This window comes from Exiguobacterium sp. s143 (assembly GCF_018618895.1).
Taxonomy (GTDB): domain Bacteria; phylum Bacillota; class Bacilli; order Exiguobacteriales; family Exiguobacteriaceae; genus Exiguobacterium_A; species Exiguobacterium_A abrahamii.
In genome coordinates this window covers 361,251-373,357 of record NZ_JACSMX010000002.1, presented here as the reverse complement: position 1 = coordinate 373,357, position 12,107 = coordinate 361,251, and the positions used below count along the sequence as shown (strand labels likewise).

Annotated in this window: 11 protein-coding genes; all 11 read right to left on the bottom strand. The window is 50.4% G+C overall.

All coding sequences use genetic code 11. The features are described from left to right. Positions 1–36: 36 nt before the first annotated feature. Positions 37–1,212 (bottom strand): glycine C-acetyltransferase, encoded by a 1,176-nt coding sequence (locus tag KNQ03_RS10150; protein WP_023467709.1) that lies wholly within the window; start codon positions 1,210–1,212, stop codon positions 37–39. Then, complete coding sequence (gene tdh, locus KNQ03_RS10145) at positions 1,212–2,300, bottom strand: L-threonine 3-dehydrogenase (RefSeq protein ID WP_149427018.1); 1,089 nt, start codon at positions 2,298–2,300, stop codon at positions 1,212–1,214. Before tdh ends, KNQ03_RS10150 begins: the two co-directional genes overlap by 1 nt. A 98-nt stretch (positions 2,301–2,398) precedes the next feature. Next, a complete protein-coding gene (locus tag KNQ03_RS10140; RefSeq protein WP_023467707.1) occupies positions 2,399–3,265 on the bottom strand; it encodes a 2-oxoacid:ferredoxin oxidoreductase subunit beta in 867 nt (288 codons plus the stop codon). Then, positions 3,252–5,000 carry a 2-oxoacid:acceptor oxidoreductase subunit alpha gene (locus KNQ03_RS10135; protein WP_035398188.1) on the bottom strand — a complete coding sequence of 583 codons (1,749 nt, stop codon included), beginning with the start codon at positions 4,998–5,000 and terminating at the stop codon, positions 3,252–3,254. Before KNQ03_RS10135 ends, KNQ03_RS10140 begins: the two co-directional genes overlap by 14 nt. 189 nt (positions 5,001–5,189) lie before the next feature. Beyond that, the gene (locus KNQ03_RS10130; protein WP_023467705.1) at positions 5,190–5,450 is read right to left on the bottom strand and encodes a stage V sporulation protein S; all 261 of its coding nucleotides are present in this window, start codon (positions 5,448–5,450) and stop codon (positions 5,190–5,192) included. A 29-nt stretch (positions 5,451–5,479) separates the two neighbouring features. After that, a complete protein-coding gene (locus KNQ03_RS10125; protein ID WP_023467704.1) occupies positions 5,480–6,274 on the bottom strand; it encodes a TIGR00282 family metallophosphoesterase in 795 nt (264 codons plus the stop codon). A 49-nt stretch (positions 6,275–6,323) separates the two neighbouring features. Next, complete coding sequence (gene rny / locus KNQ03_RS10120; protein ID WP_023467703.1) at positions 6,324–7,886, bottom strand: ribonuclease Y; 1,563 nt, start codon at positions 7,884–7,886, stop codon at positions 6,324–6,326. A gap of 194 nt (positions 7,887–8,080) precedes the next feature. Then, the gene (gene recA, locus KNQ03_RS10115; RefSeq protein ID WP_023467702.1) at positions 8,081–9,124 is read right to left on the bottom strand and encodes a recombinase RecA; all 1,044 of its coding nucleotides are present in this window, start codon (positions 9,122–9,124) and stop codon (positions 8,081–8,083) included. Positions 9,125–9,235: 111 nt separating this feature from the next. Continuing rightward, positions 9,236–10,468 carry a competence/damage-inducible protein A gene (locus tag KNQ03_RS10110; protein WP_214724529.1) on the bottom strand — a complete coding sequence of 411 codons (1,233 nt, stop codon included), beginning with the start codon at positions 10,466–10,468 and terminating at the stop codon, positions 9,236–9,238. A gap of 71 nt (positions 10,469–10,539) precedes the next feature. Then, the gene (pgsA, locus tag KNQ03_RS10105) at positions 10,540–11,118 is read right to left on the bottom strand and encodes a CDP-diacylglycerol--glycerol-3-phosphate 3-phosphatidyltransferase (RefSeq protein WP_023467700.1); all 579 of its coding nucleotides are present in this window, start codon (positions 11,116–11,118) and stop codon (positions 10,540–10,542) included. A 63-nt stretch (positions 11,119–11,181) separates the two neighbouring features. After that, complete coding sequence (locus tag KNQ03_RS10100; protein WP_244290109.1) at positions 11,182–12,099, bottom strand: helix-turn-helix domain-containing protein; 918 nt, start codon at positions 12,097–12,099, stop codon at positions 11,182–11,184. Positions 12,100–12,107 lie beyond the last annotated feature (8 nt).

Sequence of the window (12,107 nt, the reverse complement as noted above, 5' to 3'; positions counted from 1 at the left end):
TGAAAGTATGCGGACCTGGTTCGTCCGTGACCAGCATCAACCGATCAAGTTTAATTCACGACCGACTTTTTCGAAAGCTGCAAGCGCCGTCGTTAAATCTTCACGCGTATGTTCCGCCGTCACGATCGTCCGGACACGTGCTTTGCCTTTTGCGACCGTCGGGAAGGCGATGCCTTGAGCAAAGACACCTTCTTGACGTAAGCGGTCCGACAACTCGTGGCAACGTGCTTCATCCCCGACGATGACCGGTGTGATCGGCGTCGTCGATGTTCCGATGTCGAATCCAAGATCACGGAGTCCTTGTTTAAAGAATTCCGTGTTTTCCCATAGACGATCGAAGAGTTCCGTCTCTTCCTCCATGACACGGAGCGCTTCCCGGTTCGCTTCGACGACTGCTGGTGGATGTGATGTCGAGAACAAGAACGGACGTCCTTTATGGATCAGATAATCCTTGACGTGCTGTTCACACGCGACGTATCCACCGAGGACACCGATGGCTTTTGAGAGCGTACCGACCTGCAGGGCAACACGTCCGTCAAGACCGAAGTGATTGACCGTACCGCGTCCCGCTTTCCCAAGCACACCTGACGCATGGGCATCATCGACCATGACGAGTGCGTCATAACGCTCGGCTAATTCAACGATCTCTGGAAGTGGTGCAATGTTTCCGTCCATCGAGAAGACACCATCCGTGACGATGAGGCGCGTCCGCGCGTCTTGTGTTTCTTGTAAGGCCGCTTCAAGATCCGCCAAGTCGACATGTTTATAGATGCGGCGTTTCGCTTTCGTCAGACGAATCCCATCGATGATCGAAGCGTGGTTCAACTCATCCGAGATGACGACGTCTTCCGGACCGAGCAGTGCCGATAAGACACCGAGATTCGTTGCGAATCCAGACTGGAAGACAAGTGCTGCTTCCGTGTGCTTGAATGTCGCGAGTTCCCGTTCGAATGCTTGGTGCATCTCGAGTGTTCCGGCAATCGTCCGAACGGATCCTGTTCCAGCACCGAACGTGCGCGCTGCTTCCGCTGCTTGTTCAGCGAGACGCGGATGTGCGGCGAGTCCAAGGTAGTTGTTTGACGACAGTTGAATCAGTTCCTTCCCGTCAATCGTCACGCGGTTATGTTGCGCGCTCTCAAGTGCTACGAGGTTGCGGAACGTGCCCGCCTGTTTCATCTCTTCTAGTTCTGTCCGTAAGTGTTCAAATCCCATTAATTCGTCCCCCTTGGTTGTAATACGACTTTCCCGCATTTCCCTTGACGCATCAATTCAAATCCTTCTTCGAACCGCTCGAGCGGCAACGTGTGTGTGATTAATGGTCGGACATCGACTTTTTCGCTCGATAAGAAAGCAGAAACCTGGCTCCATGTCTCATACATCTTCCGACCGGTGATCCCTTGGACCCGGACACCTTTGAAGACGACGTGGTTCGTCAAATCGATTTCAACCGGTTTGACCGGCAGACTGAGGATGTTGACGTCTCCACCTGCTGTCACCATCTCGAAGGCTTGACGAATCGCAACCGGATGACCACTCATCTCACAGACGACATCAATTCCATCTCCGTCCGTCATGCGCTCGATCCGCTCTAACACATCGTCATGACGTGAATCGATGACGACATCCGCCCCCATCGTCCGCGCGAGTTCAAGACGATACGGATTGACGTCGATCGCAACGACTTCCGCCGCACCAGCTGCTTTAGCGACGGAGACCGCCATCAGACCAATCGGACCACAACCGACGATTGCGACCGTTTTCGCACTGACATCGCTCGCGAGAACCGTATGGACGGCATTGCCCATCGGCTCTTGGATCGAGGCGATCCCTGCTGGCATATCTTCCGGGTTGACCCAAAGGTTTTCTTCCGGCATGACGACGTATTCTGCAAAACATCCTTGTGTATCGACACCGATGATCTTCGTGTTCTTACAGATGTGATATTGTCCACGAAGACATTGTTTACATTGATGACAGACGATATGCGTCTCCGCCGAGACACGATCACCGAGCTTCAAGCGTTTCGTGCCTTCTCCGAGCTCGACGACTTCGCCTGAGAACTCGTGACCGAAGACATACGGCGGATTGACACGCGAGGCTGCCCACGCGTCCCACTCATAGATATGCACGTCCGTCCCACAGATCGATGTTGCCTCGACTCGAATCAAGACTTCTCCACGACTCGGTACGGGTACTGGTACTTCTTTCAGTGCCGCACCGAACCCGCGCTCTTCTTTGACGAGTGCACGCATCGTTTTTGTCGTTGTCGTCTCTTCTACCGTCGTTACTAATTTCGTCATCTTTCCCCGACTCCTTCGCGGAAGCTCACGTTTTTTATATGTGGCGAACTTCCAAATGTTTAGCATCCCCAAAAAACCAAACACATCTTTCCTCTATCTTACATGAATTCTGCTGCCAGTTTACCGAATGTTTCTTCGTTCAGCTCAAGATCCGCATACGCAAGACCCGATTCTTGATACCCATCGATTTGTGACTGGTAATCAGGACGTGTTTCATCCTGATAGATCAATCCCATGACGAGTCCGTCGTGAGCATGAACGGTCTGTTTCGCAAGATCCAAGTTCGACGGATCATATCCTTCGATGTCGGACAGCTTCGTCAAGTTCTGTTTGAACCAATCGTACGTATTGACCTTGTTGAACGTGACACATGGACTGAAGACGTTGATGAAGGCAAATCCTTTATGTGCCGTCGCTTGCTCGATCAGTTGCGTCAAGCCCTTCAAATCGTTCGAGAAGCTTTGGGCAACGAACGTCGCACCAGCCGTCAAGGCGAGTTCAACCGGTGAAACACTCTTTTCGATCGACCCTTTTGGCGTCGATTTCGTCTTGAATCCAGGTGCAGAAGTAGGTGACGTCTGTCCTTTCGTCAAGCCGTAAATCTGATTGTCCATGACGATATACGTCATGTCGACATTGCGCTTGAATGCATGAATCGTATGTCCCATGCCGATTGCAAATCCATCACCGTCGCCACCAGACGCGATGACCGTCAATTCGCGGTTCGCCATCTTGACACCTTGGGCGATCGGAAGGGACCGTCCATGAACACCGTGGAAGCCATACGTATTGATATAACCGGAAATCCGACCAGAACAGCCGATCCCGGAAATCAATGCCAACTCTTCTGGTTCGAGACCGACGTTCGCGACAGCACGCTGAATCGCTGCTTGAATCGAGAAGTCTCCACACCCTGGACACCAGTTTGGTTTGACATCGTTTCTAAAATCTTTAAAGGTTGCCATGATATACCCCTCCTACGACCTGCTCGACCACCTCTGCTGGGTAGAACGGGTCGCCATTGAATTTCAGGATATGCTCGATCTTCGATGCATGTCCACAGTTCATCTGGATCAGCTTCGCCAGTTGTCCCGTTGCGTTGTACTCGACGACGATGACTCGTTTTGCCCGCTCTAAGTGTGGCGTGACAAGCTCACTAGGGAACGGATGGACTTGACGGATATGCAAGTGATCAACCTTGATTCCTTGTGCTTCGAGTCGTGGCATGATCTCTTCGATTGTTCCACGTGTCGAGTTGAAACCGACGAATAAGATATCCGGTTCTGCATGATGCTCCGTTACGAGAACGGCATCCTGTAAGCGGAACGTGTTCAGCTTACGGAGTCGCTTCGTCATCTGATCGACTCGGTTCTTCGTCGCTTCCGACGGACGCCCTTCCTCATTGTGCTCAACACCCGTTACGTGATGAATCCCGTGCTTGACGCCTGGAATGACACGTGGGCTGATCCCATCTTCCGTCACTTCGTAGCGTTTGAAGTACGCTTTTCCTTCAAGTTCCGGTAAGTCTTCCTGGATCAACTTCCCGCGTCGGATCTCAACGCGTGACATATCCGGTGGTTCGACCGATTGTTTTCCAAGAGACAGCATCAAATCCGTCAATAGAATGACAGGACACTGGTATTCCTCTGCGATGTTGAATGCCTCTGCTGCATCGTAGAACGCTTCCTCGACCGTTGACGGTGCCAAAACGACCTTCGGAATTTCACCATGCGTGCTGTAGATCATCGCCATCAAGTCAGACTGTTCCTGTTTCGTCGGTAGACCGGTTGACGGACCACCTCGTTGTGTATCGACGATGACGAGCGGTGTTTCCGTCATCCCGGATAACCCGATCGCTTCCGCCATCAATGACAATCCTGGACCAGCAGATGCTGTCAAAGCACGGACACCTGCGTAGTTCGCCCCGATCGCCATCGTGACTGCCGCCAATTCGTCTTCCGTCTGGACGACCGTTCCGCCGAACTGCGGCAGTTTCTTGATTAAGTATTCCATGATCTCAGATGATGGTGTGATCGGGTAAGCTGCCATCAGACGCGCTCCACCGGCGATCGCACCAAGGGCGATCGCATCGTTTCCGATCATGAACATCCGTTGTTTTCCGTCAGCCGGTTCCAAGACGAACCGTTCGCCCTCTCCTGCAAGTGCTTCGAACGCTGCTGCGCCTTCACGGATTGCCGCTAAGTTTTTCTCGACCATGTCTGGACCTTTTCGGCCGAAAATCTGTTCGACGACGGCTTGGAAACGCTCCGGTGCAATGCCGAGAATCGCGCTCGATGCACCGATCGCGACCATGTTCTTCATCAAAGCCGTACCGAGATCAGCTGCAATCTCCGTAAATGGAATCGCATACAAGGAAGCGCGTGCTTCGTCCGGATTCGTCGGATTGAATTTCGCATCCGCGATGATGATGGCACCTTGACGCAATTCATGGAAGTTAACATCGATCGTCTCTTGATCGAATGCGACTAAAATATCGAGATCATCGGAAATCGTCCGGACTTCCTGTGTCGCGACACGAATCTTATTGTTCGTATGTCCTCCCTTGATACGTGACGAAAAGTGACGGTAACCATACAGGTAATAGCCGAGTCGATTCAAGGCAATCGCAAAGATTTCGCCTGTTGATTCGATCCCTTCTCCCTGCTGACCGCCAACTTTCCATGATAACTGATTATACATCGACGTTCGCTCCTTCTCTGTCCCCTGAAATGATAGTTCTCTCTATCCTCCCTCATGATACCGATTTACCGGAAGTAGTACAATGCTCCCTCGGTGGAAAGGTGAGAAAATTTCGCGGACGCAGCAAAAAGACCATCTACTCCAGTCGAGTAAATGGTCTACTTGCAAATAGGACCTATGTCCAATTCGTCATCGTGGTTCGATGATGAGTTTGATGGCGGTTCTCTCTTCCCCATCAATCAAAATGTCTGTGAAGGCTGGGATACAAATCAAGTCGATGCCAGAAGGCGCCACGAATCCGCGTGCGATGGCGACGGCTTTGACAGACTGATTGAGCGCTCCCGCACCAATGGCCTGAATCTCGACGGAACCTCTCTCTCGAATGACACCCGCGAGTGCACCTGCTACCGCGTTTGGATTCGACTTAGCTGATACTTTCAGGACGTCCATGCGTGTACCTCCCCATCCAGAAATGGCAATCAGTCGAAGAATACTGACTGATCCGTCAGATGAATCCGTTCAATCTTCGTTGCTTTTTTGGTTGTGTCATCGATATGAATCAAGACTCCATTAAGTTGTTCCCGTCCTTCGGCAACTTCAAACCGTGTTGGGAGCTGTGTCTTGAATTTTCGTAGGACATCTTCCTGGCGCATTCCGAGCACGCCGTTCAGCGGACCTGTCATCCCGACATCCGTGATGTAAGCCGTTCCTCCGTCAAGGACACGCTCATCTGCTGTCTGGACGTGCGTATGTGTGCCGACGACAGCTTGTACTCGACCATCGAGGTGATAGCCCATCGCAATTTTCTCACTCGTTGCTTCCGCATGGACATCAACGAAGATCGCATCGACTTTTCCTTCGACTTCCGCAATTAATGCATCGACGGTACGAAACGGGTCACCGAGCGGTGGTAAGAAGACTGTTCCTTGGACGTTGATGACGGCAATCTTTTTATTACCTGCTTTGACGATCATCATCCCACGACCTGGCGTACCTTCTGGATAGTTTGCCGGACGGACGATTCGATCCGCGTCGTCGATCCAGTCAAAGATGTCGCGGTTATCAAACGTGTGGTTCCCCATCGTGATCCCGTGGAATCCGAGTTCAAGGAATTGATGATAGATCGACTTCGTGATGCCGCGTCCGTGTGCTGCGTTTTCGCCGTTGACGAGCATGACGTTCGGGTTGTACTTCGCTTTCAAGCGTGCTGTGAATTGTTGTAGGATATGTCGACCGGGTGCACCGACGACGTCTCCGATGAATAAAATCTTCATTGCTGTTCCTCCGTTCATTAAAAAAAGTGGCGGTCGCCCGCCACTCCACTTATTTCGCGTATTCGACTGCTCGTGTTTCCCGAATGACCGTGACCTTGATGTGTCCCGGATAATCGAGTTCTTCTTCGATTTTTTTCCGGATGTCACTCGCCATCTTGTGAGCCAGTACGTCATCGACGACGTCAGGTCGAACGATGATACGGACTTCACGACCCGCTTGGATCGCAAATGATTTTTCGACACCGTCGAACGATTCCGAGATTTCCTCGAGGCGTTCGAGACGGCGGATATAACTTTCGAGTGTCTCTTGACGTGCACCTGGGCGAGCAGCAGATAATGCATCCGCAGCTGCGACCAAGACGGAAATGACAGATGTCGCTTCCGTATCCCCGTGGTGGGATGCGATCGCGTTGATGACGGTTGGATGCTCTTTGTACTTCGTACCGAGCTCGACACCAATCTCAACGTGACTGCCTTCGACTTCGTGGTCGATCGCTTTCCCGATATCATGCAGAAGACCCGCACGCTTCGCAAGCGTGACATCTTCTCCAAGTTCAGCTGCCATCATACCTGCAAGGTGGGCAACCTCAAGTGAGTGATACAGGACGTTCTGTCCGTAACTCGTACGGTACTTCAAGCGACCGAGAATTTTGACAAGGTCCGGATGAATGCCGTGGATCCCGACATCATACGTCGCTTCTTCCCCGATTTCTCGAATCCGCTCGTCGACTTCACGACGGGATTTGTCGACCATCTCTTCAATACGGGCCGGGTGAATCCGACCATCCTGAACCAATTTCTCGAGCGCCATTTTAGCGACTTCGCGACGAATTGGGTCAAAACCAGACAAAATGACGGCTTCCGGCGTATCATCGATAATCAAGTCGATCCCAGTCAAGGTCTCGAGCGTACGGATGTTGCGGCCTTCCCGTCCGATGATCCGACCTTTCATCTCATCGTTCGGTAAGTTGACGACCGATACAGTCGTCTCTGCGATATGTTCAGCGGCGAACCGTTGAATCGCAAGTGACAAGATGTTACGTGCTTTCTTGTCGGCTTCTTCTTTTGCTTTTTGTTCGATTTCTTTTTGAAGAATGGCTGCGTCATGTAAAGCAGCCTGTTTCGTCTCATCCATGATGATCGTTCTTGCCTCGTCTTGCGATAAATTCGCGACGCGGACAAGCTCTTGACGTCCCTGTTCATACAGGTCCTCTACTTTGCGCTCTAGTTCTTCAGCTTGATGCTTCCGTTTCGCGATCTCTGCATCACGTGTATTGATTTGATCTTCCTTACGGTCGATAGCGTCAACACGGCGATCGAGTGTCTCTTCTTTCTGGAGCAACCGGGCTTCTTGTTTCGCTAGCTCTTGGCGACGTTCACGCAATTCTTTTTCCACTTCGTTACGAAGTTTGAATGCTTCATCTTTCGCTTCGAGTACTGCTTCTTTTTTCGTTGCCTCAGCTGATTCACGCGCACGTTCGACGATTTTGTTCGCTTCCGTTTCTGCGCCTTGAATTTTCGCTTCTGCAATCGATTTCCGCAAGAAGTAGCCTACGATGAATGCGATCAGCAAAGTGAGGAGAAGTATGACAATCCAAGTCAGTGTACTCATGGGTTCACCTCCCCTTTGCAAGGTGTTTCTTAGTTCATTTCGGTATTTCATCGAAGCTGTCTAAAAAACGTACATCTATATTGTAAGGATAGCACTCGTTCATTGTCAACGAACGGACGGGAAAGAATTCCACTGTTTTCCTCTTTTACACTAAAAAAAGAGAGGATTCGCATGCGAATCCTCTCTAAAACGATTTATTCAGCAAATAGATCTTCTGGTTGTTCTGCTTCAAAATCAACTGGCTCTTCGCGATCGACGAGACCGTGGTGTTCACGAATCAAACGTTCGACCTCTGCTGCGACTTCCGGATGCTCGACCATGTATTGCTTCGCGTTCTCACGTCCTTGACCGAGACGCTCTGAGTTGTACGAGTACCATGCACCACTTTTTTGAACGATATCGAGGTCTGTTCCGATGTCGATCAACTCACCGACTTTCGAAATCCCGAGACCATACATGATGTCGACTTCCGCTTGTTTGAACGGAGGCGCGATCTTGTTTTTGACGACCTTAATCTTCGTTTTGTTACCGACGACGTCCGTACCGTTTTTCAACGCTTCCGCACGACGCACTTCTAAACGAACAGACGAGTAGAATTTGAGTGCGCGACCACCTGGAGTTGTTTCCGGGTTACCGAACATGACACCGATTTTTTCACGGATTTGGTTAATGAAGATGACGATCGTCTTCGATTTATTCGTTGCACCAGACAGTTTACGAAGCGCTTGGCTCATCAAACGTGCTTGAAGACCGACGTGTGAGTCACCCATCTCGCCTTCGATCTCTGCTTTTGGTACGAGTGCCGCAACGGAGTCGACGACAAGAATATCGACCGCACCAGAACGAACGAGTGCTTCCGCGATTTCAAGTGCTTGTTCCCCAGTGTCCGGTTGTGACAAGAGGAGCTCATCGATGTTGACACCGAGTTTGTTTGCATATGCTGGATCAAGCGCGTGCTCCGCATCGATGAACGCTGCTTGTCCGCCTTGTTTTTGAACTTCTGCGATTGCATGAAGCGCAACCGTTGTTTTACCTGACGATTCAGGTCCGTATACTTCGATGACCCGTCCACGTGGGTATCCACCTGCACCTAGGGCAATATCTAATGTAATCGATCCAGAAGAGATTACTGATACCTTCTGATCCGCATTTTCTCCGAGTTTCATGATAGAACCTTTACCGAACTGTTTCTCTATCTGGCGTAGCGCCATCTCAAGTGCTGCTTTACGATCACTCACGTAGCAGGCCTCCTTTTAATTATCTTACTGAGATTATTGTACTTCTTTTGAGACCGAATGACAAGCATTTTACGAACATTTATTCGTATACTTGCACTTTGATCATTTTTCTCACTCTGGTGCTTTTTCGAGATGTTTCAGTAGAAGGAAATAGGTATCCTTGACGGCGCGCAGTCGAATCATGCCTCTATCGAACGAAGGATATTGCCATTCGACGATCCGTGTTCCATGTGCGTCTGCAACAGCACAATAGACCGTTCCGACCGCTTTTCCGCTGTTGCTCGTCGGACCTGCTTCTCCCGTCAAGGCGACGGCGATATCGGATTGATACAGTTCCCGTGCCCCTTCAGCCATCGCGATCGCGACCTCTTTACTGACAGCAGTATGCTCTTGTAATAAATCCTCTGGTACCGATAACACGGCTTGTTTCGCTGCATCATCATAGACGACGGCGCTCCCGCGCAACACTTGACTCGCACCGCTGACATCAACGAGACCACTCGCGACGGCTCCTCCCGTCAGTGATTCGGCAAGTGAAAGTGTCAATCCTGCTTCTTGATACCGTTTTAGAACGACTTCCGGCAGACTCGTCTCCCCATATCCATAAAAGTACATGCCGACTTCAGCAAGGACGTGTTGTTCGAGTTCATCGAGCATACGATCGGCTTCCTGTTGATCGAGAGCTTTAGCCGTCAAGCGCAACCGAACTTCAGCGAGCTCCGCATACGGTGCGACCGATGGATTTGTTGCTTCCTTGATCAACGTTTCAAGACGGTCGTTTAAAGCCGACTCCCCGATTCCGAAGAATCGTAATGTCCGAGAACGGATCGTTTCTTGACCGAACAGATGACTGAAGTGATCTTTGAGGATTTGCTTCATCTCGCGTGGCACACCGGGTAAGACGATATATTGGTGATGCTCGGTCTGAACCGACATACCAGGAGCAAGTCCTGCATCATTGCGTAAAACCGTCGCACCATCGATGATGAGAGCTTGTTTTCGTTCGTTAATCGTCATCTCTCGTTGACGTGTCTTTAAAAACCCTTCGATTCGCTCGTACGCCGCTTGATCGAGAACGAGATCACGTCCGAGGAGATCAGCGAGCACCTCTTTCGTCAAATCGTCTTCCGTCGGTCCAAGACCTCCTGTGATGACGAGGAGATCTGCCCGCTGTTGTGCCTGACGGAATGTTTCTTGCATCCGTTCGCGATTGTCACCGACGACTGTATGATAATGAACGTCAATTCCGGCACTCGCTAACCATTCGGAAAGGTACTGTGCATTCGTGTTCGCGATTTCCCCAAGGAGGAGTTCGCTTCCGACTGCGATGATTTCTGCTTTCATGTTGATTCCTCACCTTCTTGAAGTATAAGAAAAGACTGTTCGGTATGACGAACAGTCTAAATTGATCCATCTTACATGGATTTCGTAATTAACTTAATGTTTTTCGAGAAATATTCAACGCCTGAGTAGATCGTCAAGATCAAAGCAAGCCACATCGTAATATCTGCGAACGGAATGTTCCACATCGCAAAGATGATATCGTGCAACAAGTATGCCGTAATTGATGTCAACTGGACCCATGTCTTGGCTTTGCCAGAGTTTCCGGCAGCAAGGACGATCCCTTCGTCAGATGCGACGAGACGAAGACCCGTGACTGCGAACTCTCGACAGAGAATGATGACGACGATCCACGCTGCGACGAATCCAAGTTCCACCAAGTAGACGAGAGCAGCTGCAACTAACATCTTGTCGGCAAGTGGATCCATGAATTTTCCAAAGTTCGTCACTAATTTTTGTTTGCGAGCGATATAACCATCGAGCCAGTCCGTCAGTGAAGCAACAAGGAAGATGATAGCTGCAACGAAGTGTGAGACGGGAAGCTCGGCTCCCAGTACATCCCACTGTCCCCAGTTCGGATCAATCGCAAGTACGATGACGAACACAGGAATTAATAAAACGCGTAATACTGTCAATTGATTCGGTAAGTTCATGTAACGCCCTCCTCCTTCATTTCGTATGTAAATGACATGCCATCTAAAAGAAGGCACGCCGAATTACGGCGTGGCTACTTTCTTTAGATAGATGTTTTGGACGAGAAGCGAACGGTTCAGTTTCAGTTCTTGGTCATTGACGACGATTTTATCAATCCCTTTAATCGAACCGATCCGGATGCGGATCAAGTCCGTCTTCGCGTCCTTCACGACGATCGGATTCGGATCCGATGCGTTGATGTGGTCTGGCGCGAGTGCTTCTCCTTCAAGTGATGTATCACGTACACCAACGAATGGCGACGGAGAGGCATCTTTCTTGATTTGAATCGAGACACTCATCGTATCTTTCGTTGCGACTTCATACGTGACATCTTGACCAGATGTCGACTTCGCAGCAAGTGCCTCTTTTTTAGGTTCTTCTTTTGTTTCTTCCTGTTTTGCCGGTTCTTCCTTCGGCTCTTCTTCCGTCTTCGCAGGCGCATCCGTCTCTTTACTTGGCGCGTCCCCTTGATCGATCGTGACATCATTTTGCTTCGGTGCGGACGTCTTCGCCTCTTCGTTACCGTCAAGGAACGTTTGCAGACCATAATACAAGGCAGCGCCGATCGCAAAGATTAGAACGATAATGATGATGTTCGGAATCCAGCGTTTTGCAACGCTTTTCTTCGGAGCACTGGATTTCGAATACGTCGCGCGCCGTGACAGTTCAACGACCGGTTGTGCTTCCGGTTCCGGAAGATCACGTTTATAGGTCGTAAAGACTTCATCGACGTCAAGACCGAGTGCTTCCGCATATGTCTTGATGAAGGCCCGGGCGTAAAAGGCTCCCGGCAATTGATCATAATTACCTTCTTCGATCGCGACGATGTAACGCTTTTGAATCTTCGTCGTCGTTTGAATTTGTTCGAGAGAGACACCAAGTGCCTCCCGTTGTTCTTTTAAGTAGGTTCCGAGCTCGGTCATCGGTAACACACCTTCCATTTTTCATA